Origin of the sequence: Aeribacillus sp. FSL K6-2833 (assembly GCF_037965815.1) — a bacterium.
Lineage (GTDB): Bacteria > Bacillota > Bacilli > Bacillales > Aeribacillaceae > Aeribacillus > Aeribacillus composti.
The window spans coordinates 3,489,815-3,515,848 of record NZ_CP150189.1; the positions used below are offsets into that span (position 1 = coordinate 3,489,815).

Below are 26,034 nucleotides of genomic sequence, written 5' to 3' on the forward strand. Positions count from 1 at the left end.
ACATAACACTACATAATGATTATATTTTCGATAAAAAAAGTGGATAACTATTGGTATAATCACCTTTAGTTATCCACATGTAGTGAAATGGTGTCAAACTTGAGCTTAAAATGAAAGGGCAACGAAACATCAATAGGAGAAGTTCTCGTGCAAGAGCACTTTCATTTTACTACAGTCAAAAGCAATATGCCGCCATTTTCTTTTTTGTCTCCGCTCAACTGTGCATCTTCAACGCCGCAACCGTCATTTGGTAAAACAAGAAGATGACGAGATCATTGCGATTCACATTTTGGGAAAGCTGTTTGACTTTACTTCCGAACGAGCTTGGCACCGATTGGTGATCGGAAACTTATTTTCGAAAGATTTATTTCCTGAACGCTCTCGATATAACCGTCGTTGTTGAAATCTTGGCTTTGCCGTCAAATGGATCCGATATCAACTAGCCAAACGCGGACAACATTACGCTTATGCAGTAGTGGACAGCTTACCCATTGAACTCTGCCACCACGCACGAATGTATCGTGTCAAACGGTTTCAAGGAATCGCCGATATTGGGTATTGTGCATCCAAAAAGATGGCTTACTATGAGTTGAAGCTTCATCTTCAGATCACCGACCAAGCGCTTCCGATGGGATATGTCGTCACCGAAGCATCCTGCCACGACCGGACAGCTGCAGAAACCGTGATGACCCAACTTCCTCATCCGTACGCACTTGGTGATAAAGGATATGTGAGCCAAGACTTGCAAAAGAAGCTGTATGATGAATACAAGATCGCTTTTGGGACGCCCGTTCGGAAAAACCAGAAGATCCACCAATCGAAAGCATGGAAACGGTGGATGAAACGAAAGCGCAAAGTCATTGAAACCGTGTTTTCAGTTCTCATTGATCAGTACCGGATCACAGAGATTCGAGCCAACTCTGTTTCTGGATTTGAATCAGCTTTGGATGGCATTTTACTAACTTATTCACTCGTAATTCTTGGGCTAGTTGAGCGTTAAAGTTCAACTAGCACCACGGGTTTCTTAATTATTTTTTGATTAGGATCATTTGTCCTTGTAATCCTTGTAATCACCTCCTTAAAGAGGGATAACTATTTTGAATATTGGGAATATTAGGAATATTAAAATGATCATGAGCTGCTCATGATACTAACTGACGGTCTTTTTTCTTACGCAAAAATCCGCCCGCACGCTTGTTTCGAAAAGCAATGATCTCAGCAAGAATACTTAACGCTATTTCCTGAGGAGACTCCGAACCAATATCTAATCCAACAGGATTAAATATGTGATCATATTGGTCAATGTCGTCTATTTGAAGAGCTTTAAATATTTTTTGGCATCTAGAACGCGGACCTAAAATCCCAATATACCTTGCATCCGTATGAAGTATATGTTTCAGAACATTTATATCTCGTTCCAAATGATGGTTCATAATGACCACATACGATTTGGAACTGACTTTTACCTTTTCGGGAATTGAGCTTGCATCTGCTAAAATTCTTTTCGCACCTGGAAAACGAGCTTCTGTTAGATAGGCTGATCTTGGATCGACTACGGTTGTATTAAATCCTAATCTAACACTAAACTCTGCTAAAGGAATGGCATCATGACCCGCACCAAAAATGATTAATTCAATCGGAGGAATATTTACATCAAAAAATACATCGACTTTTTCTCCGTTTGATAAGGTGAATGTTTTTGTTTCCGATTTTGGATTTGTACTTTGTAATAGATTTTTCGAAAAATCGCAGACGAATTGATGTAATTCATTATTGTCCAGCTTACCTACCGTTTGATAGTTTTCAGAAACAAAAATTTGCTTCTGTCCGGAATGTGAACGGAGTAAGTCTAAAGTGGTTGCTAAAACACCCATTTTTTCTTCTTTTACACAAGAAAGCCAAGCTGTCAATGGATTCTTTGAAAAATCTTCAATCGAGCGATCTAATGTTAATTCATCAAAATTGATTTTTTCAATATAGATATCAACAGTACCAGGACATCCTAGCCCCAGCCCCCAGACGAGATCTTCATCCATATCATAACGCCTTAGCACAGGTTTTCCATTCTCTATAACCTGCTTAGCAGCTTCGGCAACATCGGGTTCAAGGCAGCCGCCAGAAATTAAGCCGGTTGTGTTACCGCTTTCATCAATTAGCATTTTGGCCCCTTCTCGTTTATAGGCCGATCCTTTTACACGAACGACTGTCGCTATCGCCGCTTTATTCATTTTATTTCCATTCTCCAAAATTTGGTCTACAATACTTTTGTTATCGTTCAACTGTCTCTCCCCCTATTTTCGGAACGTATCCCAACATTCTGGAAACTTGAAATGCTGCTTCTTTTAATTGCGATGTAAAATCATTTTGATTTTCTCTCATTCTCGTTGTTGGACCGCCTAATCCGATTGAGCCGGCCATATTTCCAGTAAAATTAAAGATAGGTACGGCATAGCAAGTTAATCCTATTTCAATTTCTTCCCTGTCAATCGCATAACCGTTTCTTTTAATCTCAAGTAATTCTTTCCGAAGTTTATGAGCATCTGTAATGGTGTTCTCTGTATATTTTTTCATCCCTTTTTCCTCTAAAATTTTTTCGACTTCCTCCCATGTGAAAGTGGAAAGAATCGCTTTTCCGACCGCTGTGCAATGAACAGGTCTTCTCATCCCAAGCTGAGCTGTCGTTCGAATGGACTGCGTCCCCTCTTTTTTGTAAAGATAAACAATTTCTCCGTTGTAGTAGCCAGCCAAAAATGCAGTTTCTCCCGTTTTCTCCGCCAATTTTGTCAAATAGGGGGCAGCGATATCGACAACTTCAATATTATTCAATCCCGAAACACCGATTTGTACCGTTTTCCAGCCAACATAGTATCTTTCAGTATTTGCATCTAAATGAATATAATCACAATGCTTTAACGTTTCGATCAGCCGATAAATGGTAGTTTTCGGCATATCCAACTCTTTCACTAAATCAGCTAATGAAATACCGCCATTTGCAAAAGCAACCTTCTCAAGAACAGTGAGTGCTTTTATAACTGTTGAATTGATCTGTCTATCTGAGGGCTTAGGATTGACCATGAATATTTCTCCTCCTATGATACCGCTCACAAATCAAATTTGGAACGTTGTTTCAATTTTAATAATAAAAAAGACCTTTTTTTATGTCAATATAATTTTTATTATTTTCTATAAATTCTAAATGAAGTTACTATTATTAAATTTCTTGCTTAGTTCAGGCAACCAACCATTAGGAGAGATGAGTACGTCAAATTGTGCAGGATCAAATAGAATATGGTGATAAGACAAAATTCTTAGAGATGGAAAATATCATGCAGTTTGTTCTAGAAATTTTTTCCCATCCGCTTTTCAAGGACATAAAATAATAAGAGTATGATAAAGTTCCGTAAAAAATTAAAGTTGTTTTTCATTTTCCTTAACAATATAACTTTTACATTTTATTCGGATTTCTTCTGTGAATCTTTAAATTTATTAAATTTGTTGCTAATAACTGGGCTTTTACTTTATTATTTGAAATAGGTGTTGCTTATACCAATTTAATACAGTGGTCTCAACAATTGGGCTTTCAAATGTTTTGGGTATTTTTAGGAAGAATGGTATTTTATCCTTTTGTGTAAGAAGAATATGGACGGAACAGGCAAGGTGGCAGCCGATTTGAACTTTGCAACTATCTAAAAAAGAATTGGCGTGCTTTCATATTTCAGCTTTAACTTTACGTGATAAAGCATTGGGCATCTGCTCAATGCTCTATTGTTTGTTCATTTTACGCAGAGTGGTGAAAAGGTTATGGAATTTGTACTGATTGTATTGCCGGCTTTTATCATTTTTGCAGTCGGATATGTAGGGCAAAAAACAATTGGCTTTGACATTAAATCTATTTCGGTCATGACGACATACTTAATGTATCCGTTTCTTGTCTTCCGGACATTTTATACAAACAAAATTACACTTGATTATTTTTATATTCTTATATTTTGCTTGCTTTTATGTTTCATATTAATGGTTATCGTAAAAATTGTAAGTAAATTAAAAAAATTGCCACAATCGATAGAGTCTGCCATGATGTTATCAGCTGTTTTCATGAATAGCGGCAACTATGGGGCCCCAATTATATTGTTTGTTTTTGGTCAAACTGCTTTTGATTATGCAGTCATCATGATGGTTATCCAGTCCTTTTTAATGAATACGATCGGTCTTTACTACGCTGCCATTGGCAGCAAAGAAGACAGCAGCATAAAAAGCGCCCTTATGAAAATAGTGAAAATGCCCGTTTTATATGGTTCAGCTGCCGGCATTTTGCTTCAAATTCTGCATGTTCCGGTGCCTGATTTCATCATGCAGCCTGTCGGTTTGATTGCCGATGCAACGATTCCGACCATTATGGTCATTCTCGGAATGCAGCTCGCCAACATCCAGCTAAAAAGTGTAAAAGCTGGCGACGTCGCTTCCATCTTTATCATTCGCATGATCATATCGCCTATTATTTCAATTGGTATTATTCTTTGTCTTCCGCTTGAAGACTTGCTTGCAAAAATTTTAATCATTCTTGCATCTATGCCTACTGCAGCCAACACGACAATGTTTGCTGTTCAATTTCAAACAGAACCAGATTTAGTTTCATTCAGCACATTAACCACGACGCTGGCCAGCATTGCTACAGTGCCGCTCTTGCTTGCGCTGCTCTCTTAAAAAAGAAACGAGCGAGCAGCATTACATGAACGGCAGCTCAAATGCGTCAAATGTGTCACATCTCTTTTTTATAATTTGCCATCATATTTTGCAAAATGTCCACCAGCTTTTCGATACCGACTTGCAAATCATGCTCGCTCAAATAAGAATAGCTGATGCGAATATAATGTTGTTTCGGTTCATGAAGAAAACAGGCGCTTCCGGGCAAATAAGAAATCTTATTTTTCCGAGCTGCTTCTTGCAATTTTATTGGCTGAATCACGGATGGAAGTTTAATCCAGGCATTCAATCCGCCTTTTGGTTTATAAATCATTACTTCCTCTAAATTTTTGAATGCGTCAAGAACCGTATTTCTTCTTAATTCAAGTGCAATTTTTAGTTTTTCCATATGATTTTTCATCCGCTCCGTCCGCAAAATGGGAAGCAGCGCTTTTTGCGGTAAGAGCGGGCTTCCGATATCCATTGTCGCTTTCGTGCCGTACAGCCAATCGAATAAAACCCCATCCACAATGACAGCCGCAATGCGAATGCCTGGCGCAGTTGTTTTGCTAAATCCTTTAAGGTAAATGACGTGACCGTTTTTATCAAAGAATTTTATTGGCTTTGGCACCGTAATATTGTCAAATGAAACTTCGCTGAACGAATCGTCTTCTAAAATTAAAAAATGGTACATTTCTGCGAGTTCTACCAATTGCTTGCGGCTCTTTTCCGGCATGCATGTTCCAGTAGGATTTTGAAAGGTTGGGTTTACATATAATAGTTTTGGTTGATGCACCTGCAATTTATCCTCCAATTCATCCACTTTCAGTCCCTCTTCATTTACTCCAATCGATACGACTTGAAATCCTTTATTGACAAACACATCAATGGCCGCACCATAACAAGGGCTTTCAACCATCACAACATCCCCTGGACTTAACAAAGTTTGCGCCACTAAGTCAATTCCTTGCTGTGCACCGCTTGTAATGATCATTTTGTCGTGTTTAACAGATAAGTGATGGAAGTTAAATAAATAATTGGCAATTTCATACCTTAATTCTTCATCTCCTTCAATAGGACCATATGTCGACAACACAAGGGGATGCTGCTCCAATATTTTTTTCATTTCTTGAACAAGGAAGTGAGATGGAAGCAGCCTTGGATAAACGACTGCTTGGGAAAAGTCATAAATCTCTTTTTCACGATAGGCGAGATATTGTGATCTTGTTCCATTCATCTTCATCTGATGCTGCCAGTCGAAAGATTCAGAGTGCTTTTCATATGATTTTTTCTTTCCTGCTGCAACAAAAACACCTTTACCTTGCTGAATCTGTATATATCCTTTCAATTCCAGCAGTTTGTAGGCTTTTTGCACCGTCAGAAAGCTTACATTAAGTTCATTTGCTAACGATCTTAAAGAAGGAAGCCTTTCACCGTGAGGAAGCATGCCCGATTGAATCCGTTCTTCGATTTGCCTGCTGATTTGTTCATAATATGGGGTGCCTAATTTTTTATTAATCGATAATTGCATTGTCTCCCCTCCCATTACATAAAAGACAAAAGATAAAAGCGCATAACTGTTATACAGTGCATTGTACTGTTATATACCGTTGTCGTTATAATATCAAAAAACTTAACAAAAAGGAGTTATTCGTCGTGGTTATTTTGAATTACTGTTTTATATGCTTAATTTTTGGAACAACTTTTTTAGCTATCAAAATCGGAATTGAAGCAGGGGCACCGCCGTTTTTTTCAGCGGGAATGCGTTTTTTTGCCGCTGGGGTGATTATGATGGCCGTCTTTAAAATGCGGAACTATCGATTGAAAACCGTTTTATTTTCCTCTTCGCTCGTGTTTAACGGTTTTTGCTTAACTTTTATCACTTTTGCTTCATTATATTGGGCTGAGCAATTCATCCCGTCCGGACTAGCTGCTGTATTATCTGCAACAGGCCCGATGATGGTGCTGCTCCATCAGGCAAGAGAGAATAAACAACCGATCAAAAAAGAACAATTAGCAGGGATGGCAGCTGCTTTAATAGGCGTCTTTTTGATCTCTTCACCGGGGTTCTCTTTGTCTGTCTCCGGCATGTGGGTTTTGGCTTGCTTTATGATCATATTAAGCGAGTGGTTTTATGGACTTGGGACAGTTCGGGCAAAAATGTTTACAAGCAAACATCCGGATATCTCGCCGTTTCTTTCAAATGCCGTACAAATGTTTTACGGCGGCATTTTCTTATTGGCTGTATCCTTTTTAACGGGCGAACAAGGCAAATGGCTGCTGCTGGCAAGCTATGAAACGGTGTTATCACTGCTCTATTTAATCATCATCGGCTCCATCGTCGGCCACGGGCTGTATTATTGGCTTGTTTCAAAAACAAATCCGGTTTTTCCGTCAACTTGGCTTTACATTTCGCCTCTTGTCGCGCTAATCGCCGGCTACATAATATTAAATGAAATCATGAAACCCATTACGCTGATCGGCGCCTTCTTGATCTTATTTGGTGTATTTTTAACTAATCGATCAACTTTTTATGAGTATTGGAAAAAGGGAGCGCTATTTCACAGGACCGCTTCAAAAAATTTTGATTGAAAACTCTGGAATATTTTAAAAAAAGCCGTTAAATCCCTGCGACAAAAACTTTCAGTGTGCCATTTCATCCATAGCGATTTAAAAAAATGAGGCCAGCTTGCCTCTCTCATTCAGAGGACAAGCTGGCCGGATTCTTTTGCACAGCTCTCTTAATATGTTTTAAATTTACCCATTACTTGATTTTTTTCAGATCGGCCACGTTGCGGCAAATGAAAGAACGACGACTTATCTATGTGCAAAGTGGGCTATTTTCAACAATAAAAAAGCTTGCAGAGAAAAAATACTTCTTTCTCCGCAAGCTGATAGGAAAGGAGAGTTCTATTTAACCCTCTTCAATCCATTAATTTTTTCTAAAAAAGTCAGTAAACGCGTTGAAAATTTCCAATCCTTGATAAGACAATAAAGAGAGAGCTGTAATTGAAAAAAATGCTGTTAAAAACATACGTAACCATATCATGGTACTCATCCTCCTTTGAATGATTTGTTTATGATTCATTCAAGCAGGTGAGACCACATAATTCGATTCGTAAAAGACGGGATTTAGCAAAAACCGTCTTTTGACAGATTGCACAAAGCAATAGCAGAAATAAGTGGTGCTTAACGCTATAAAAATGTAACTGGCAATATCAACCCAAGAGTCTTTTCCTATATCTGGTCCATCAATCGGAGCAAAATTTTCTGCCAAATGATCGATGGTGCTAATTTCGTGTACAGCATTTATAGTATGACTGGAACGATCACTAGAAATGTATAAACAGGTAATACTTATAAAAATAAAAATTGTCAGGGCAACGATTTTTTTCATGTATTCACGCCCCTTTAACATCTTTTCTTCATTATATACTCGGTTTTAATATTTTAAAACAAAAATGTTTTTCTGTCTTCCCCTCTGTTTGATTATTTAACGAACAATTTCTTTTCCTCGATTCTGCCATCTGCTTTAGTTCTGTAAGATTTCACTGTTGAATCCGGGAGGCAATCCGCAGTGCCTTCAAAAAACTTCACCTGTTTCTGTACGAATTTCCGAAATGCTGTCTGTCGGCAGGTTTTATTTTTTGAGACTTATTAAACGAATCAGTGAGGAGACCAAAAAAGCAGCAGCAACAGCTAGAAGAATTTTTCCGACAAGCAATGCTGTTATTTTCAGCACGAATACTGCCAAAATCATGACTAAACTGATTGCGATCATAATGAGAGAATAAGTTTTCATATGAGGTTCATCTCCTTTAGCTGTCTGTTTTCAAGCAGAAAAAATCGGCTGCCTAATTCGGCATAAATATATCGCTGGTGACTTGTAAATAAAATGCATTGTTCCTTGAACGCTTCTTTCAGCATCATGATTGACTGCTTTTGTGAGGCCTCGTCTAATGAAGTAAAAGGTTCATCCAAAATAATCAACTCAGGTGATCTTGCTAACATACTAATAAGGAATAGTTTACATTTCATGCCTAGAGAGTAATGTTTGACCGGCTTTTGCAAAGCATGTGTCAGATCAAACTGTTCACAAAGCTCTTGGAATTTTTCTTCATATGCAGCTCTTTTTTCTTTTTTGATCCTCCAAAGTGAAAGAATAAGCTCCTTATTTTCAAATCCAGTTAATGCATCATAAACAAGTGGTTTATCAGGAATATAGGCCATTGCTTCTTTAAAACGATCTGTTCCAGGCTTATACTGTTCATTAAATAAAATGTTGCCTGAATCCGGTTGGATTAATCCCGCTATTAGCCTTAGCAAAGTTGATTTGCCGCTGCCATTTTTTCCGATGATACATGCTCGGTCTCCTGCATGTAATTGAAAAGAAACATTTTCCAGCAATGCTCCTTTTTCTGCAGTTTGTTCATACTGAAAAGCCAGTTGTGAAACTTGAAGCTTAACCATTAGAAATCCTCCAATAATCAACAAACAGTTTATAATCCAATAAAGCGAGACAATACGCCACAGCCCCTATTCTGCTTCCTTTTAGCGTAAGAAACTATTCCGTAATAAAGCAGAAATATCAAGATAAAGGGATAAGTACTTATGATTGAAAAAATTAATAGTTCCGGTATTTTCAAGCACTGTGTGAGAAAAAGGTAAGTCCTACATGACAGCGGTCATATAAGTCGTGATTTTCCCTATGAGAATTGTTGTAAAACAAAGTGACTGCGGTCATCTTCCATCAAGTCAACGAACCAATTCCAAACATTGATAGCTATCTAACATAAAAATAACTGCGAAAGAAAAATTGTTTCCTGGTTGTAAATTTGGAATGCGCTCATTGCGAGTATATGGCAGCGAGTTCAAACACAAGAAATAAATCAGTCCCAGCGAGGCAATCACTTATTCAGTAATAGAAAGGATTTTAACTTTTTCAACATGGTCAATTCCTTTCTTCATTGTATTCTTACAGACAATTAGGCAAATGGCTGAAACTATCATAAAATATAGAACAGATATGTAGTTGACAGCACCTGCCGCTTCCCTCAATCCACCAATAAATAGTGATGCGAGCAAGTAATAAATAAAAGGCATGACGAGAAAGTTCCTCATAAAAGCTTGGCCGTTATTTACTATGTTTTCCTCTTCTTCTGTTGTTCCAATCTCGTATTCATGAATAAAATGGAACTTGGTGATAAATGGAAACAAGTATAATTGAATAAATGGAAAAATGAAAAAAGAGATAGTTATTCCAATAAAAGGAATGATCATCCTGAGATCAGCTATTTGGAAATACATAAGAATCATTATATTCCCTATCGTCAAAAAGAAAGATGGAATTAAATATAGGCAATAAAACAATTTCAATTTTGCCCAAAAGAATTCAGTTAACGAAAAAAATGATAGTTGGTACATCCATATGTTTCTTTTTTCGGTGCTAAAAGAAAAGAAAGAAGGAGTCAACATTCTCATTTCCATTGCTTGGTTAGCTAAAACCATCAAGTTCAATGTAAATAATAGCTGTATTTGGAGAGCCGTGTTACCTGTCGCTGACATACATGCAGTAAAGAACCCTATATAAAAAAATGCTTCGTAAGATAAGACCATATAATTAAAAAATTCTTTTGAGAGCAGCCATCTTTTTTCACGTATGATTTGTAGATCTTTATAAATCAGTGCATTCTTCGGCAAAAAAATAGAACGTACCCAATGCAGCAGCTGTAGATAGAAGTGAAAAAAGTCACGAAATCTCTTAATCTCTCCATGATCTTCAGTTGGAATCATTTTAACAGGCAAGGAAAGTACGCCAACTAGAAGGAAAATCAGAGGCCCTAACATCCAGGGAGTCCCAATAAAATGTTCAATCTGCAAATATAAAGAGCCATCTGAAAATAAACTCTTTTGAAAGGAGTTTATTTTATTCCCATATAGATTGATCAGCTGCTGAGATAGATTGACCCAAGCTGTATCTTCAGCTGCAGCCAAAAAGGATGGAAAATTATCCTTAAATGTTTTGAAAATAGGGACTAGAAGACCTGACACAAGAACGCGCCCCAGCATAAAAAAAGCAGTTGAGACAGCGGCGAAAAATACAAAACGGACCCACCCTATTTTTTTTACTACAATGTTATGAATATAGGCACCTGCAAGTTTATTGCTCGTCATAAACAACAGAGCGCCCAGCAGCAAAATATTCAACTGCTTCATCCAGAATAAAGCATCTAATGATTCCGCAATTCGTGATTGAAATAAAATATAAACAAAAAATAGGCTGGAATTTGTAAAAATGCTCCATACCAGCTCTAAAGCAATAAATGTGATATGTATTGATTTGAACGAGACTGGAGCAGCCTGAATAAGATCCATAAACGGTGGAATATGAGTTCTTCGATAAGCTCCGGCTCCCTTAAAAATTGAATAAAGAAGAAAAAAGACAATGAAACCACTCTCCCATTGCTGGCGATATTGCTGGGAGTATAGCCATTTGTACAAAACGGATACGATGACGAAGGCAAGCAAAATATCAAGAATAAAAGAAAACATCATATACTGTTTTGAACTAAGTTTTCTTAAAAAGGGCGCTTTTTTAATAATGAATTCGATGACAGCAGAATATTGCTGTTCCATTCGAATCGATAGCATAAGTGATAATAGCTTTATTAACATTCTCTCACCTGTATTTCAAAGTATGAAAATTCTTCATCGAAAAATAGTTTGACTTTCAAGCGATAATCACTTTTCTTGATTTCCTTCTTTAGATATTAACGAATTGCTTCTTAACCTGCTGCAGCGCTCAATGAACGTCCGTCTGAACCAACTGCTGTTGGAATAGAAACGAGTGCAGTAATAGCTCCGCCAGCTTCAACAACGTTTAAGACAACCGCCGCTACACTTTCACGATCTGCAGCTGGAAACGCTGAAGAGAGTGAGCACAGTGCAAACGTTAAAAAGCCGACTGCTAAAGCACACTAAAAGAAAAGACAGCTTGTTTTATTTCTTTTAGCCATTAACAGTAAATTACTTACTAAAATACTTTTTATTACCACCTAAGTTTAAGATATATTCAGACCACTATCAATACATCTTTGTAAATTTTATTCACAAAACTTTCACTCAAGTTTTTAAATTTTTTTCAACACTCTAACCCACAGATCAGGCAAGTATGAACTTCTATCCTGCTTGGCTTGGTAGGGATCTTATTACTGATTTTGTAGTCATGGAAGGGTATCATTCCGCTTAGGAGGCAGCATTATATCTGATAGGAAATAATGAAGGACAAAAATCTTTTTTATTTATTATATGTCTTTGCATTATAGATCAAAAAATGCCTCTATATAACTTTATTAAGACAAAAGTAGAGCCGATTCTTTAATAGACAGACTCTAAAGTAAATTCATTCAAATTTCGTCTTAACAACTTATACAAAAACAAATTTTCCACAATTTAAGAGATATTCTTCAACTTCTTGATTTGATCAACCATCATAACAAAATTTTTATCTTCATAAGCATTTTCATCTTTCTTTAATGTTAACTATATATTCTTGGTATTCTTTTACAAAGGCTTTCATAAAGTCCATAAAATGGAAATCCAGTACTCTTTGTTTGCTTGAATATATTAACTAAAACAATCAATGAACAAGCGATTTTGGGATTTTTTAAATGTATATTTTAACGCATTCTCATGAGTTTCAATGGTACCTTGAACTATTTCTCCATTACTTAATTTTATTAAGTAATCTCCAATATCCAATAAAAGACCATCATGGAACGTTGAATTTAATAATTCACGTTTTTTACCATTTTCAACAATATACATATATAATCTTTTGCAAAAAGAATAGTTCAAAAGGCTCATCTTTTGTATCCTCATATTCTTCAACTTCGAATATTAGTTTCAACTACTAATCCATCTCACAAATTTATTTTACTTTTATTACATTTTTACCGGATAAAGGATAATCTGTTTTTATGACTCATCTTTATTCACAATTACTTTAACTTGGTTTATTCCGTACTTGTTAATAGAATAAACATAAGATTTATCCCCATTTCTTGCTGTTCCTTTATAAGTTCCTTTTTCTAGAGATTTCATATTCTGAAGGAACATCTTTGGATAAGATGTTATTTATTTCTCCGATCAAATCATTTCCTAGCTCCTGAAATTTTTCCCAATCGATATTTTGATACCGATCATGATTTGTTAGTTGGTTAAATACATCATGATAACGAGAAATAAAGAGAGATAATTCATCTTCATTGTTTTCAGCTGTTTCTTCATTTTGTTGTCCTGTATTCGTTGAAGAAAGATTCGATTCATTACTCTTCCCATTACTGGCTTCATTAGTTGACTCTTGATCTTTTTGTCTGACATTTTCTTCACTGTTTAAAAAATAAAAAGCAGATAGACTGACAAGCAGAAATAAACCGCACAACGATAACACTACTACTTACTTTTTTGACTTCATGTCTTCCACCCTATTCCATTTTTTGATCTATTCTAAATATATAAAATTTTAAATCTATAAAAAATGACAAAAAAGCACCCATCTCATTTGAGAGGGTACTTTCAAGCAGATTAGACCAAACTCAATCTCCATCAATACAATCAAGTTTACACAGAACCTTTGAACCATTTATGTTATACAAGAACTGCTTCTTTTTTTATTACAGTATTTTGAAGAACGAGATTGACCGGATCTCCAACTTGAAAGCGGGAAGTATGTTGAATCAATTCATGTACCGTCCATTCTTCTTCACCTACTTGTACGATGTAATACATTTCTTTTCCTTGATATTGAACAAATTTTACCACCCCATGCGAAGAACCTTCTTTTGCTTTAGACAGCGCCCATTGATCCGGACGGACAGGATATAGACCCTTTTTTTTCAAATTAATAGATACTCCTATATCCGGCCATTTTTCATTAGGAAATGGCTTCGGAATAAACATTTTTTCCTCCCATTTACCTTGAATTAAATTGCATTTGCCTACAAAAGTTGCAACAAATTCTGTCTCCGGCCTTGTAAAAATCATTTCCGGCCGGTCAATTTGTTCAATTTTCCCACGATTCATTACGACAATTCGATCTGCCATCGCAAATGCTTCGCTTTGATCATGGGTAACATATACAATGGAAGCATTTGTGTGACGATGAATGTGTTGAATCTCCTTTCTCATTTCCATTCGAAGTTCAGCATCTAAAGCACTGAGAGGCTCATCCATTAATAAAAGACCTGGTTCTGGCGCAATTGCACGTGCTAAAGACACCCGCTGTTTTTGTCCGCCGGAAAGTTCATGAGGATATCGTTGGGCTAGCGACTCTAACCCAACCATTCGTAAAACATTTTTCACTCTCTCCTCCCGCTGCTCCTTATCAGCCTTTGGAGCAAACGAATGATGCATTAAAGGAAATTGAACATGCTCATATACTGTCATATGCGGCCATAAGGCAAACGATTGAAAAACCATCCCTATGTTCCTTTTTTCCGGCGGGAGGACGGCTTCCGCTGAAGCAACAACAGTATCATTTATCGTAATGGTTCCGCTTGTCGGTTTCATAAAACCGGCCAGTAATTTTAATAATGTAGTCTTTCCACAACCAGAAGGTCCCAAAATGGCGATAAATTCTCCATCCTTGATTGTTAAATCAATGGAATGCAAAGCTGTGACATCCCCATATGATTTTGAAATCCCATCAAGCCGAATCATTTTGTTTTCAACACCTTTCGTCTCCAAACTTTTTCAAGGCTGATAAACAAAAAACTGCCGAACAAAATTCCTAAAACAATTAAACTTGAAAATGCTGTGGAATAAGTGGTATATCCAGCCTGTTCGTAGTTAAAAATAACAACTCCCACCGTTTCGGCTCCTGTAGACCATAGAAGGCTGGAAACTGTCAGTTCGGTCAAAGAGGTTAAAAAGACCAACAAGGCTCCGCCAATGATACCCGGCAAAAGAAGCGGCATGAGAATTCGCCGCCATTTGACCAAAGGTTTAGCCCCTGACGTACGAGCAGCTTCTTCAATGGAAGGCTCTACCTGTGTCAGCGCCGTGTAGCTTCCCCTAACCTGTAAAATGATAAATCTTGTAATGTAGGCAATAATTAAAATCCAAATGGAGCCGTAGATACCCGGGTTCCATCCTGGCAACGGCTGCATCCATGAAAAGATCATACTGAGAGCAAAGACAGTCCCCGGCAGTGCGTAAGGTATCGTTACAAACAGCTCCACTAACTTTGTCCATCTATTTGGTGATTTATAGCGAAGATACGCAATGGCCGTTCCGACAATCAATGAGACAATTGTCGTTAACATCGCAAGCTTCATGCTGTTGCTGATCGCTGACATTGTTTTTGGATCAGAGAATAGAATGTATCGATAGTTTTCCAGTGATAAATTTTCTAATTGAAAAGGGAGCCCGTAAGCTTTTATTAATGATGTCGTACCCATTGAAACGAACGGAACGAAACTCGTGAACAACAAAAGTGCCCAAACGGCTATTTCGATCAAACGCTTCCACGTCAACGACAAATGAATGCGAGGTTCTTTATCCCGTTTGACCGTTTCAATTACACGGCTTCGCCTTAAAAGAAGCCATTGAATAGACAGTCCGATTAAAGCAATTGCTCCCAACAAAATCGATAGAACGGCCGCTCTTGCAAAGGCAGCCGGTCCAAATCCGACGACTTCTTCGTAAATATACGTACTTAGCACACGAATGTTTGCCGGGATACCTAAAAAAGCAGGGATCCCAAAGTTATCAAGATTTGATAAAAAAGCGAGCATCCCGCCGCTACAAATCCCGGGCAATGCTAGCGGAAGGATGACCTTACGAATAATAGTTCCTCTTTTAGCACCGCATGTTTGTCCCGCTTGCTCAAGCTCCAGAGGAATTTTTCTAAACACTTCCACCGTTAGTAAATATACAAGCGGATAATGAGACAAACCTAAAATAAAAATGATTCCACCTATGCTATACAAGTTTGGCAGCTTCCAATCTCCTGGAAGCATATGAAGAACAGCTGCAATTGGTCCATTGCCGCTAAAAAACTGAACCCATGCAAGTGTTGTAATGTATGAAGGAATAATAAACGGAAGAAAGATAAACAGCTGCATCCATTTTTTCCCGCTAATGTTTAAATAGGCGATAACCCATGCCATCGCAATCCCTAAAATAAGTGAAACCAAAGTAGAACCGATGACGATATAAAGCGTATTTTTCACAGTGATCCATGTTTGTTCTTCTTTCAGCACTTCTGAGTAATTCGAAAGTGAGACGGCACCCTCTTCTGTTAAACTTAATAAGATAAGGCGAAAAACGGGAACTATAAAAAATAAAATAATCAGTAAAAACCCGAAACCCATCCACAAGTTTTTCAATGGGAAGAAACGAGAAAACGAGGACGTGCTCCTCGTCATCCCTTTTGTTTGCTCTTTACCAGGAAACATCGTCCTCTCTCCTTTAATTATTGTTGACCAAATATTTCACCAAATTTTGCTTTATCTTCTTCACGAGATTGATAAAGCTCAGATATGTCTGCATTCAGTACGTTCAACTCATCAATCGTTTTTAATCCCTCTGGAGCATTAACGTCTTGGCGAATCGGTGTATATCCAAGTTCAGCTGCTAATTTTTGTCCTTCTTCTGATAAAACGAAATCTACGAAAGCTTTAGCTGCTTCTTCATTTTTTGTATCCTTCATAATACCGATCGGTTCAGTAATGACAGGAACGCCTTCTTTCGGATAGATGAATTCTACAGGTGAACCTTCTTTTTTGGCTCGCGCAGCGAGATAATCAACAACGATTCCGTATGGCTTTTCCCCTGAAGCAACCGATTTTAACACACCGCCATTCCCTTTCGTAACAGCCATTCCGTTTTCTTTTAAACGTTTGAAGAAATCCCATCCTAAATCGTTTTGTCTTGTAAACACTCCAAGATTGTATGCAGCTGCTCCTGAATAAAACGGGCTTGGCATAATCGCTTTTCCTTTTGCGTCGCTTTCCGTCAATACATTCCAGCTATCAGGTATGTTTTGCACACTATTTGTGTTCACTGCAAGAACAGTTGCCATCACTTTTGTGCCTGTGTACATGCCGTCGCTGTCAATAAACTGACCCGGAATTTGTTCTGCTTCTTTTGATTTGTAAGAAAGTAAAAGATCGTCATTTTTTAAACTTTCAAACGTTACAGCGTCTGCAACAAGCAAAACATCTGCTTGAATGTTTCCAGCTTCTTTTTCAGCTTGTAATTTTGCAATCACTTCTTCCGTTCCTGACCGGAAAGTATTGACTTTTACATCAGGATATTTTTCATTAAAAGCTGTCACTAATCTTTGAGCATCTTCATCAGGCTGTGAAGTATAGAAATTAAGTTCCCCTGAGACTTCCTTCTTTTGTTCTGACTGCGTTTCTACATCATTGCTTGATGAGGCATTATTGCTGCTGCCACAGGCAGCTAATACAAAAAGTAATGTGAATATAGTGAAAGCGGACAACCATTTACGCATTGGAATGTTCCTCCTTACCCTCTTTTAAGAAATTTAAAGAGCATTTTCGAAACCAGCGTTCAATCTGTTCCATTTTCCGTTTGTGATGAACGGGAAACTCCACAGGTGAAACGGTGATATAACCTTCCTTTAGCTTTAAATAATCACTGTTTTCGTTAAGGTTTACTAATTGGTTTAATTCATCCTTTAACCAAAAATATACTTGACCGTGCGGATCGTTTAGCCCTACGTATCGATAACGGGAAACTGTCAAATCTAAAGGAACTACCTCAACACCTTTACAAAGATAAATCGGAATATTCGGTAAATTGATGTTTAAAAAAACTCCTTTAGGAATTCGGTTTTGTAAAATAATTTCAACCGCTTTATACAAAAGCTGTTTTGTTTTTAAATAATTTACCTTCGCTTCATCAAATTCGTTCAACGATACTGATACGGCTGGAACGTTGTAAAGAGAAGCCTCAACCGCACCTGCCAATGTACCAGAGTAATATAAATCCCTTCCTAAATTCGGACCAAGATTAATACCTGAAAACAATATATCAGGCGGAGTCTTTAACAGTACTTCCATCCCAAGCTTGACGCAATCGGCCGGAGTACCGTTTACGGCCCATGCCCCTTTCGTTCCAGAGAATATTTCTACAGGTTTCACTTTTAATGGTGTTCTGAGAGTAATGGAATGGCCGACTGCGCTTCGCTCTTGGTCAGGACAAACGACATAAACTTCACCAAAATGCTGAAGAACTTCTACAAGTGCTTCGACTCCTGGCGCAAAAATTCCGTCATCGTTTGTAACTAAAATTCTCAACGGACAACCTCCTTCAAGCGATTTCCGTTCCGTTTTATATACAGTACATTTTTCTTTAACACCATCAAATCTTTTGAAGCATCAAACCCTTCAATAATTACTGGAATATTCTCGATAGTTAAAAATTTGTTTAATATTTCTTCTCCGATATCACCGTCACCTAACGGTAAATGAAGAATTTCTTTTGTTGCATCACTAATATGAATTTTGTTTACCTCCGGCATTTCATTCCAGATAGAAAAAATGTCTGCATGTAATGGAATGTGGGCGACATCAAATGTCGTTTGAATTTGCGGGAAAAAGGGTACAATCACTTTTTTTACGGCGGCTGGTTTAATAATAAATTCTTTCGCCTCCCATTCCATCATTTCTAACGATAACGTGAGTCCTTCTTGTCTAGCTTTTCGATCAAGTTCTTCCATTGATTCGAACAAAAGCTCTTCATGGATAGAAACGTCTGAATCCGCAAGAGTCAGCTTTCCTGGATGAAATGTAATATTATCAGCCCCAATTTGTGAAGCCAGCTCAATAGATCGAATAATTTCATGAACGGACTGCTTGCGAATGCCATTATTTAGAGAGCTTAAGTTTAAATCCCAGCTTGCTGCGTGCATCGTCAGCTGCATGTTTGTTTCTTCTTTGACCTGTCGGATTCGTTTAGGCATGCTTTCATATTTCCACACATGCTCTGCCCAAACCTCAACACCGACAAATTTTAACTCTTTTGCCTGCCTAATCACTTCCTCAACCGGAAATGCCCATGCAAGTGTAGAAGCAAAGCGTATATTCATCGAACTGATTTCCTCCTTTCTTATTTTTTAATGAAATGGAGAGATTCATTTTTACATTGCCGATAAGAGAAAGATTTCGTGAGTTAAGTCCATGAAAATCACTTCCTCCTGAATCAACAATTGATTCTGACAAGCAATTGGAATATGTATGTCCACTTCCTTTTCATCTATCTTAAGTTTAGAAAAGATTTGTTAAGGAACACTTAAAGGCGGTTTGAACTTTTGTAAACATTCTGTAAATGAAAAAATAAAAATAAGAAATGAAAAAACGGCTTCAAATCGCAATTATGCATCATTCCCAACTTAGAATGTAAATTGTTTGTAAATTTTTTACGATTTATTCATATTCTTTGCTAAATACACTCTTTTTTGTTTAGATATCACATGTGTTGTCATATTATAAAAATCATTGCGGACGTGATATTTTCCGAGTTTACTAGCAGTTTCCCACACAGATGAAAAAATTCAGTTTGTTTTTCCAAATGAGATTGATCTCGGAAATAATCGCAAAATATTTTATATGCCCCCTTTTGAGGACGCTAAAGGACATTTCGTTCAATGCAAAATCCTTGCCGACAGTGGAATCTAAAAATTCTCTGCCTCTTTGGTTGTAGTACTTGAACTTAGCCTTCAATGCTGAATTCGCTGCTGATACAGCTTAAAAAAAGACAATGAAAAAACGCTCAACACAATAAAATTTGACAGGCTCTGTTTGAGCGTGATATAGTTTGTTTTGAAAATACAGAAAATTATTTAAATAACTGTAGATGAGCAATTTTCATAACAATAATTACCATACCAAAAGAGACAAACAGGGTATCCCTTATGCCACATGGAGCTGTTTTTTGACAACATCAATGGGAATATCTTGCTTCGCTGCATGGTAAATGAACTCGACGAGACTATGCCCTTTCTTCGTTCGGAGAAGATCAAGCCCAGTAGAGAAATCCCGGTTGGACTCGACCATACTGTACACATAAGCGAGTTGCACCAAGATCCAATACCGTTTCACCGCCCGACGTTGACGAACGCGGTACCCATCGAGCTTCAGCTGGTCTTTCGCTTGTCGAAAAAAGCATTCGATCGACCAACGTTGGGCATAGTAGCGCAAGATCTCTTCATCGCTTAGCTCCCGGTCGGTGCTCAAGACGCAGTGAAGATGTTCGGGTGTCATCGGCTGATCGGCTTTCCAAGCCAACAACACAACGGCATCATCGAGACCTTTCAGCGATCCCTCGTAGCGATACACGCGATAACGCTCTTCTCCCACCGTGACGAGATGGGTGTCGTTCGGTTCGATATAGCGGGCAAACTGTTTGGCTTGGATGGCGATGCCTTTCGGATAGAGAATCCGGTTCGTTTTGAGCATCGCGATGACGTGAAATCCTTTTTTCAGACAGGCTTCCACGAGCGCTTGCGATGGATACCACGAATCCATCAGCACATAAACGGGACGGCGTACATCCAAAGAAGAAAGCATCTCGATCGCGAGTTCCCCCTTGCTTTTCCCAGCGGCCTTGTCGTAGAGGCGGAACGCAAAGGGAAAAGCCTGGGTCATCGTATGAACCATGAGCCAAACAAGAGAATGTCCCCAGATCGACTTTTTCTCTGTGTGAGAATAGTGCCAATCACACCCTTGAATGGCGTGCGTTGCCCGTGACGAAGGCTTGATTTTTTGGCAAATCGTATCATCGATCGAAACAAAAAGGGGTTGATTTTTCTGTTTGGCGATCCGTTCGACACGATGAAGCATCCATTGCTGGAGTTTGCGAAGCAGCGTCTCTTCATCCCAAGGGCTTTTCGTGAAAAAATGGCTGAGTGTCGTTCGATGATTGGGGTGAAAGCTCCAATGATGAAGATCGGTCAACGTTCCAGAAAAGCCTTTCGTGATCATCGCATCCACGATATGAACGAGATGCTTCATGACAGGTTTTGAAAAATAAAGTGCCAACCCCAACATCGTGAAAAACTTGTGGATTCCTTGATGATGTGCTAATCTATTCATGAGACATGAACCTCCTTGTGTGAATGGTTTGTTGGCACATCTATTCTAACCAAGGAATCGGGTTCATGTCTCCTTTTTTGTTTCGATGTAAATTTATGTTAGTGATTTTGCTCATCTACAGTAAATAATTAAAATTGTAAGCGCTTAAAGGGGGTAAAGATATGACAAGACAAGCAGTAAAGGATGCTCTCAAGGAAACTCTTGACAAGGTGTTGGATACCGCTATAGGCAGGGCTGGAGGAGCCCCTGGTGTAGTTGCAATGGTAACTGACCGGGACGGAAACATCTATGAGGGGGCAGCCGGTGTACGCGATCTTGGAAAGAAAACACCGATGACCACCGATACAGTGTTCGCTCTTTTTTCGACCACGAAGGCCATCACCGGTACGGCATTGATGAAATTGGTCGAGGAAGGAAAAGTCAGTCTCGACGATCCGGTCAAGAAGTATGTACCTGAGATTGCCGAGATTCCAGTTCTCGAAGGGTTTGACAAAGACGGGCAGCCAAAACTAAGGGAAGCAAAAACCGACGTTACGATCAACATGTTGATGCTACACACTGCCGGCTTCGGCTACGAGTTCTTCAGTCATGAAGATCGAAAATACCGTGAAGCAAAGGGAGTACCTTCCATCCTCACTAGTACATTTGACTCTGTAAAGAGCGTGCTTCTATTCGAGCCAGGTGAACGCTGGAACTATGGCGTCAACATCGACTGGGTTGGTAAAGTTGTTGAAGCCGTATCCGGTAAACGACTGGGCGAAGTGATGGCAGAGCGTATTTTTGCCCCACTCGGCATGTCCGACATCGGTTTCACGTTATCACCGTCGATGATGGAACGCCGCGCAACCATCCACAGCCGCAGTCAGGATGGTCAACTCACACCAAAACCTGAGCTTATTCTCCCGCAATCTCCAGAAATGGATATGGGAGGACATGGTTTGTATGCGAGCATTGGCGAATACACGAAGTTTATCCGAATGATTTTGAATGACGGTGCGGGTGTACTCAAACCAGAAACAGTCGCGCAAATGTCTCAAAACGGACTTGGGGAATTGAAGAGCGGCGGATGGATTTCGTCCGATCCAACGCTGGCTAATGACGGCGAGTTCTACCCCGGCGTACAAAAGTCGTGGTCTTATACATTCCAGGTAAACGATGAACCTACCCCTACAGGTCGTCCAGCAGGCCAATTGATGTGGTCGGGATTGGCTAACCTGTTTTACTGGATTGATCGCAAAAACGGGATTGGCGGATATTGGGCTACGCAAATATTTCCGTTCCAAGATGTGGGGTCATACTTGGGCTTCCTCGAATTCGAGTCAGCAGTCTATAGTACGTTGAAACGGTTCGGTCAGATTACTACTTGATCTAGGGAATGGAGACTATACAGATGACTCCCCCGCTTACTCCGTATAATGTCACAAAGTGCGGATGGATGATCATCTAAAGTATTTTCTTTCTAACATACACTTCAGCGGCGAAAGCCATAGCTTAAGAGTTTGTTAGAAATATATTCGATAGCGCTTTCTTTAAGAATCCTTTATTGTACTGCATTTATCAATATCAATCATTGAATATCGGAGATTTTCCGGACCAATCTTTTTGCCTATCCAGCAAACTGAAACAAATTTTTAAGGGGGGTATCTAATAAGTCGATTTTCCGGCTTATAGACGCCCCTTTAATGTTTTAGAAACGTTGATATATCAATGCTTATGATATTTCGGTTTCAGTGGATTTTGACTTTCTAGACAGCCCCTGTTTGTGCTTCGAGCAGCCTTTATTGTCTTTTACATTATGGCTGCGGCGAAATCTGTCAAAAATGAATATTTCTATCAAAATCGCGAATTAGACTTCAATATATTAGATGAAATGAAAATTCGTGAGCGTCAAAAGATACAATCTTTACAAACTTTCGTAAATTCAACCTTGGAACCACCATATCGTAACAATAGTTAGAAATAAAAGATATATGAATGATATAATTCGGAAGAGCCTTTTTTTATTTTTAAACGGCGGCTTCCACATTATGACGATAATGGCAGGAGCAAACAGAGTGATTAAAATGAGTTTTATCTCAATAAATGCTATACATAAAGCTAATAATATGGAAACGTAAAAAACGGGTATAAACCATGTGCTTTTTTCATTTTCTTCATCATCTGACCCATTATTCGAATCATTCAGCAATTTTTCTAAGTTTAGTTTTTCCCATAGCATATGCTTTACACCTCCTCATGAAAATTGGGCCATTAAATATGGAGTGATCTTAGCCTCTACAACGGCAGCGATAAATGTCAAAATGATCATTAGAAAAAAGAATGTAAAGATGTCCTTTAAAAAAACGGAATTTGATTCTCCCCTCATTTTGGCAATGACCGCATCAATCAGTTTAAACCCAATAGAACCCGCAATAATCATAGCAGGAATCTCAAATATACCATGTGGAACTAGGGCTGTTACAATATAAATTAGATCGTTCCCATGTTGAAGACTGTGCATGATAGATACACCAACTAAAAAATCATTGACTAGTAATAAAGCAGCAGTAAAAATTCCAAACGTAAATATAGTAAAGCTTATGAAAACATCCGCAAGTACGTTATGTATAAAATAATCAAATATAGTACGCCCAACATTTGGTTCCTGTCTTTCTACAGGTAAGATATTGCTAAAAAAAGTACCCATGATAATTCCAATCACGTATATTATAAACGCCACTGATAAAACCCGCTTATTTCGCAGTAGAACGTTTTTTATTTAACCAATCTCTTCCATATCATTAATAATCATATTTTCGAAATTTATTATGTTTTTCATGTTCGTGTATTCCTTTAATATTTCCCCATTGATTAAAACTCCTACACGATCGCATAGATTTTGAGCAACATGCACTAAATGAGTAGACATGAAAATAATTTTTCCACTATCTGCGTATTCCCTTAAAAACTTTTTCATAAACATTGTTGTCGGAGGATCAAATGAGCTTAGCGGCTCATCTAGTAAAAGCACATCCGGTTCATGAATGATAGCACCGGCAACAGACAGCTTATGCTTCATACCAAAGGAAAGAGTTGAAATCATTTCATTTTCCTTATCTTTTAGTGAAAAATTTTTTAACAACATTTGAATACGGTCAGTTTTTTGCGAATCGGGTACTTGCTGCAGGTCAGCTATAAAATCTAAATATTCCTTTGGAGTAAGATAATTATAAATAAAAGGTGTGTCCGGAACATAACCTATATATTGTAAAAATTCGGATCGATCATCATCAATTGTCTTACCGTCAATAAATATTTTTCCAGAGTCTGGAGTGACCAATCCGATTATACATTTAAGCAAAGTGGATTTCCCAGCACCGTTTGGCCCTAATAGTCCATATATTTCTCCTCTTTTTAATGTAATATTAATTGATTTTAATACATCATACTCCTTATACCTTTTCGAAACATCTTTTATAATCATCTGCTCATCTCCCAATGAGAAGTACCGACTCGTTTAATCCAAAAGTAAAAGAATATAAAAAAGCTTATGAATAGCAAGGAAGAACCTGAGATTGCCAACACATTAAAAAGAATGCTGCTGATGTAGTTTTTCCAGTAAAGAACCCCCAACAGCCCATATATTTCTAAATTTAATATTAAAACAATTCCAAGAATCGTGTGTTCAAAAACAGAAGCTTTAACGGAAGAGCCAACATCTTCAATATGTTCCCAATCCAGACGCGGATACAAAAACGTTCCAATAATTTGAGCACTGCTGATGATAATAGCGGTAGTATTTACAAGGACAAATATCATAATGACAGTACTTAGTTTCAGATGAAAAAATGAGACAACACATATAAATAAAACGTTCATGACGATCAAAATAGGAATAACATGTAAAATCGCCTTGCTTACGATTAACTGCTTCAAAGAAGAGCCTGACCCTTTATATAAAAACAAGTTCTCCCTTTCAGCATCAGCTGATGTAATCCCTAATAATCCGTCTCCTAAAAACGAGACATTTATTGATACTGCAAAGATGATCGGATATATTACGAAAAGAGCCGGGAATTCAAACCAATTTTGCATCATTCCTAACCCGAACAATATTCCGATTTCGGAAGCCAGCATATAGATAGATAAATAAAACCTCTTTTTTATTAAAAAGTTCGCTCGAGTGAAAGCGATGAAATCCTTTTTAATAACCGCCAAAACTTTTCTTGATAGAAGTTTTTTTAGTTTCCTATAAACAAAATTGGGAAAAGATCTGTTTTTTATTATGTTGACATTTGTTTCATTGGAAAGCTGCGAAATATCTTTTACGTCTAAATATTTATTTACAATAAGATACGAAATATAAATTAGAATGATTCCAATAATTAGCAACAACGGTTGATAATAGAGAAAGTATTCTACTTCCATTAGTGTATTAAATAACCAATTAGTAGGCAGCACATAACCAGTCAAAATCACATCAAGATTGAATCTAGAAATAGAATGAACGATCGATTCTATAAAGTTTTCCTCATAAAAGTAGCTAAAACCTAACCAGCCAAATACAATCGTAGACAGAAATGATAAAAGCATAACAAAAACGAAAGAAAGTACACTTTTCACAGCTGACTGAAAAACAACATGCAAAACCTTTGAATATATTATGTATAATCCTGAAGAATAAAAACTGATGACCCCAATTAAAAAAAGAACATAAAATGGAAACGATACAAATAACAATAGCCGAGAAGTTATTGATTCTTCTACAAAATTTAAAACGTAGAACAGGATTGGATATAAAAAGAAAAGAGTCGAAAACAGTGACTTGAAAATGATTTGCGTAAAAAATCTTACCAATAATATATCTTTTGGATCTGTTTTCACGGAGTATAGTAAGAGAAAATCTTCCGGATAGACAAACCTTTGCAAAATATCATGAGAAGAACGAAGATTGCTGATTAAATTCCATAATACTAGCAAATTGACTAACAAAACAGCTGCTTGAGAAAAATAAGGAATGATTAGTTCTACTAAATGATATAGGATAAAATTGTATACTCCAAAAATGAAAACAAATAAAACTAGTAATATTTTTTGATTCAATAAATTTTCCCCAAACGGAAAGAAAAAAAGAAATCTATTGACATAGCGTCTAAAATTTAACTTGAAATTCGAATAAAATAGATTAGACTTTAACATACTGCCTCCTGAGTTTACAATCTAGGGCGATGGCAAAAATTATTTCGCC

The 26,034-nt window shown here is 37.7% G+C and carries 22 protein-coding genes and 1 pseudogene; 4 read left to right on the top strand and 19 right to left on the bottom strand.

The annotated features are described in order from the left end of the window. The first annotated feature begins 147 nt into the window (after positions 1-147). Positions 148-1,000, top strand: a pseudogene (locus NSQ94_RS16795) (IS982 family transposase). A 142-nt stretch (positions 1,001-1,142) separates the two neighbouring features. On the opposite strand, the gene NSQ94_RS16800 reads toward NSQ94_RS16795, so the two are convergent. Together NSQ94_RS16800 and NSQ94_RS16805 are read right to left on the bottom strand one after the other, a co-directional pair. Further along, positions 1,143-2,228, bottom strand: a complete 1,086-nt coding sequence (locus tag NSQ94_RS16800; protein ID WP_339195648.1) for an XdhC/CoxI family protein — start codon at positions 2,226-2,228, stop codon at positions 1,143-1,145. 40 nt (positions 2,229-2,268) lie between these two features. After that, a complete protein-coding gene (locus tag NSQ94_RS16805) occupies positions 2,269-3,075 on the bottom strand; it encodes an IclR family transcriptional regulator (protein ID WP_063386360.1) in 807 nt (268 codons plus the stop codon). Between the two features lie 726 nt (positions 3,076-3,801). Between NSQ94_RS16805 and NSQ94_RS16810 the strand changes: the two genes are divergently transcribed. Next, on the top strand, positions 3,802-4,704 hold the full coding sequence (locus tag NSQ94_RS16810) for an AEC family transporter (protein WP_063387889.1): 903 nt from the start codon (positions 3,802-3,804) through the stop codon (positions 4,702-4,704). A 55-nt stretch (positions 4,705-4,759) separates the two neighbouring features. Here NSQ94_RS16810 and NSQ94_RS16815 read toward each other — a convergent pair whose 3' ends face one another. After that, positions 4,760-6,214 carry a PLP-dependent aminotransferase family protein gene (locus tag NSQ94_RS16815; protein ID WP_339194148.1) on the bottom strand — a complete coding sequence of 485 codons (1,455 nt, stop codon included), beginning with the start codon at positions 6,212-6,214 and terminating at the stop codon, positions 4,760-4,762. Between the two features lie 125 nt (positions 6,215-6,339). Between NSQ94_RS16815 and NSQ94_RS16820 the strand changes: the two genes are divergently transcribed. Further along, positions 6,340-7,275, top strand: coding sequence for an EamA family transporter (locus NSQ94_RS16820; RefSeq protein ID WP_066246979.1), 936 nt, complete (start codon positions 6,340-6,342; stop codon positions 7,273-7,275). Positions 7,276-7,771: 496 nt separating this feature from the next. Here the strand turns inward: NSQ94_RS16820 and NSQ94_RS16825 are convergent, their stop codons facing one another. The 12 genes from NSQ94_RS16825 to NSQ94_RS16880 all read right to left on the bottom strand — a co-directional run bounded on the left by NSQ94_RS16825 (position 7,772) and on the right by NSQ94_RS16880 (position 20,807). Continuing rightward, entirely contained in the window at positions 7,772-8,080 is a 309-nt protein-coding gene (locus NSQ94_RS16825) for a hypothetical protein (protein WP_066246982.1), read from the bottom strand. Positions 8,081-8,323: 243 nt separating this feature from the next. Next, entirely contained in the window at positions 8,324-8,485 is a 162-nt protein-coding gene (locus NSQ94_RS16830; RefSeq protein WP_162877049.1) for a hypothetical protein, read from the bottom strand. After that, positions 8,482-9,153 carry an ABC transporter ATP-binding protein gene (locus tag NSQ94_RS16835; RefSeq protein ID WP_066246985.1) on the bottom strand — a complete coding sequence of 224 codons (672 nt, stop codon included), beginning with the start codon at positions 9,151-9,153 and terminating at the stop codon, positions 8,482-8,484. Before NSQ94_RS16835 ends, NSQ94_RS16830 begins: the two co-directional genes overlap by 4 nt. A gap of 441 nt (positions 9,154-9,594) precedes the next feature. Further along, the gene (locus NSQ94_RS16840; protein WP_066246989.1) at positions 9,595-11,358 is read right to left on the bottom strand and encodes a hypothetical protein; all 1,764 of its coding nucleotides are present in this window, start codon (positions 11,356-11,358) and stop codon (positions 9,595-9,597) included. A gap of 951 nt (positions 11,359-12,309) precedes the next feature. Then, on the bottom strand, positions 12,310-12,549 hold the full coding sequence (locus tag NSQ94_RS16845) for a hypothetical protein (protein ID WP_339194145.1): 240 nt from the start codon (positions 12,547-12,549) through the stop codon (positions 12,310-12,312). 208 nt (positions 12,550-12,757) lie between these two features. Then, positions 12,758-13,126, bottom strand: coding sequence for a hypothetical protein (locus tag NSQ94_RS16850; RefSeq protein ID WP_339194143.1), 369 nt, complete (start codon positions 13,124-13,126; stop codon positions 12,758-12,760). Positions 13,127-13,332: 206 nt separating this feature from the next. After that, positions 13,333-14,403: an ABC transporter ATP-binding protein gene (locus tag NSQ94_RS16855; protein WP_066248188.1), complete on the bottom strand. Its 1,071-nt coding sequence runs from the start codon at positions 14,401-14,403 to the stop codon at positions 13,333-13,335. After that, positions 14,400-16,142 (bottom strand): iron ABC transporter permease, encoded by a 1,743-nt coding sequence (locus NSQ94_RS16860; RefSeq protein WP_066248186.1) that lies wholly within the window; start codon positions 16,140-16,142, stop codon positions 14,400-14,402. Before NSQ94_RS16860 ends, NSQ94_RS16855 begins: the two co-directional genes overlap by 4 nt. Before the next feature lie 17 nt (positions 16,143-16,159). Further along, a complete protein-coding gene (locus tag NSQ94_RS16865) occupies positions 16,160-17,203 on the bottom strand; it encodes an ABC transporter substrate-binding protein (protein ID WP_063387898.1) in 1,044 nt (347 codons plus the stop codon). Beyond that, a complete protein-coding gene (gene surE, locus NSQ94_RS16870; RefSeq protein WP_066248180.1) occupies positions 17,196-18,011 on the bottom strand; it encodes a 5'/3'-nucleotidase SurE in 816 nt (271 codons plus the stop codon). The genes NSQ94_RS16865 and surE overlap by 8 nt, the downstream gene beginning before the upstream one ends. Beyond that, complete coding sequence (locus NSQ94_RS16875; protein WP_339194140.1) at positions 18,008-18,802, bottom strand: sugar phosphate isomerase/epimerase family protein; 795 nt, start codon at positions 18,800-18,802, stop codon at positions 18,008-18,010. Before NSQ94_RS16875 ends, surE begins: the two co-directional genes overlap by 4 nt. Positions 18,803-19,625: 823 nt before the next feature. After that, the gene (locus NSQ94_RS16880; protein WP_311066339.1) at positions 19,626-20,807 is read right to left on the bottom strand and encodes an IS701 family transposase; all 1,182 of its coding nucleotides are present in this window, start codon (positions 20,805-20,807) and stop codon (positions 19,626-19,628) included. Positions 20,808-20,968: 161 nt separating this feature from the next. Here NSQ94_RS16880 and NSQ94_RS16885 point away from each other — a divergent pair, with 161 nt between their 5' ends. Beyond that, positions 20,969-22,174: a serine hydrolase domain-containing protein gene (locus NSQ94_RS16885; RefSeq protein ID WP_339194138.1), complete on the top strand. Its 1,206-nt coding sequence runs from the start codon at positions 20,969-20,971 to the stop codon at positions 22,172-22,174. A 554-nt stretch (positions 22,175-22,728) separates the two neighbouring features. On the opposite strand, the gene NSQ94_RS16890 is transcribed toward NSQ94_RS16885, so the two are convergent. The 4 genes from NSQ94_RS16890 to NSQ94_RS16905 are packed head-to-tail and all read right to left on the bottom strand — an operon-like array spanning position 22,729 to position 25,889. Continuing rightward, the gene (locus NSQ94_RS16890; RefSeq protein ID WP_063387903.1) at positions 22,729-23,025 is read right to left on the bottom strand and encodes a hypothetical protein; all 297 of its coding nucleotides are present in this window, start codon (positions 23,023-23,025) and stop codon (positions 22,729-22,731) included. A 15-nt stretch (positions 23,026-23,040) separates the two neighbouring features. Then, positions 23,041-23,526, bottom strand: coding sequence for a stage II sporulation protein M (locus NSQ94_RS16895; protein WP_339194136.1), 486 nt, complete (start codon positions 23,524-23,526; stop codon positions 23,041-23,043). 39 nt (positions 23,527-23,565) lie between these two features. Beyond that, on the bottom strand, positions 23,566-24,270 hold the full coding sequence (locus NSQ94_RS16900) for an ABC transporter ATP-binding protein (protein ID WP_063387905.1): 705 nt from the start codon (positions 24,268-24,270) through the stop codon (positions 23,566-23,568). After that, positions 24,267-25,889, bottom strand: a complete 1,623-nt coding sequence (locus NSQ94_RS16905) for a hypothetical protein (protein ID WP_339194134.1) — start codon at positions 25,887-25,889, stop codon at positions 24,267-24,269. Before NSQ94_RS16905 ends, NSQ94_RS16900 begins: the two co-directional genes overlap by 4 nt. Positions 25,890-26,034 lie beyond the last annotated feature (145 nt).

Coding starts and splice junctions, on each gene's coding strand:
- NSQ94_RS16840 (WP_066246989.1), bottom strand. CDS start 11,358: ATGTTAATAAAGCTATTATCACTTATGCTATCGATTCGAATGGAACAG.
- NSQ94_RS16900 (WP_063387905.1), bottom strand. CDS start 24,270: ATGATTATAAAAGATGTTTCGAAAAGGTATAAGGAGTATGATGTATTA.
- NSQ94_RS16880 (WP_311066339.1), bottom strand. CDS start 20,807: ATGAATAGATTAGCACATCATCAAGGAATCCACAAGTTTTTCACGATG.
- NSQ94_RS16815 (WP_339194148.1), bottom strand. CDS start 6,214: ATGCAATTATCGATTAATAAAAAATTAGGCACCCCATATTATGAACAA.
- NSQ94_RS16875 (WP_339194140.1), bottom strand. CDS start 18,802: ATGAATATACGCTTTGCTTCTACACTTGCATGGGCATTTCCGGTTGAG.
- NSQ94_RS16805 (WP_063386360.1), bottom strand. CDS start 3,075: ATGGTCAATCCTAAGCCCTCAGATAGACAGATCAATTCAACAGTTATA.
- NSQ94_RS16825 (WP_066246982.1), bottom strand. CDS start 8,080: ATGAAAAAAATCGTTGCCCTGACAATTTTTATTTTTATAAGTATTACC.
- NSQ94_RS16865 (WP_063387898.1), bottom strand. CDS start 17,203: ATGCGTAAATGGTTGTCCGCTTTCACTATATTCACATTACTTTTTGTA.
- NSQ94_RS16860 (WP_066248186.1), bottom strand. CDS start 16,142: ATGTTTCCTGGTAAAGAGCAAACAAAAGGGATGACGAGGAGCACGTCC.
- NSQ94_RS16890 (WP_063387903.1), bottom strand. CDS start 23,025: ATGCTATGGGAAAAACTAAACTTAGAAAAATTGCTGAATGATTCGAAT.
- NSQ94_RS16835 (WP_066246985.1), bottom strand. CDS start 9,153: ATGGTTAAGCTTCAAGTTTCACAACTGGCTTTTCAGTATGAACAAACT.
- NSQ94_RS16800 (WP_339195648.1), bottom strand. CDS start 2,228: ATGAATAAAGCGGCGATAGCGACAGTCGTTCGTGTAAAAGGATCGGCC.
- NSQ94_RS16885 (WP_339194138.1), top strand. CDS start 20,969: ATGACAAGACAAGCAGTAAAGGATGCTCTCAAGGAAACTCTTGACAAG.
- NSQ94_RS16845 (WP_339194145.1), bottom strand. CDS start 12,549: ATGAGCCTTTTGAACTATTCTTTTTGCAAAAGATTATATATGTATATT.
- NSQ94_RS16855 (WP_066248188.1), bottom strand. CDS start 14,403: ATGATTCGGCTTGATGGGATTTCAAAATCATATGGGGATGTCACAGCT.
- NSQ94_RS16810 (WP_063387889.1), top strand. CDS start 3,802: ATGGAATTTGTACTGATTGTATTGCCGGCTTTTATCATTTTTGCAGTC.
- NSQ94_RS16830 (WP_162877049.1), bottom strand. CDS start 8,485: ATGAAAACTTATTCTCTCATTATGATCGCAATCAGTTTAGTCATGATT.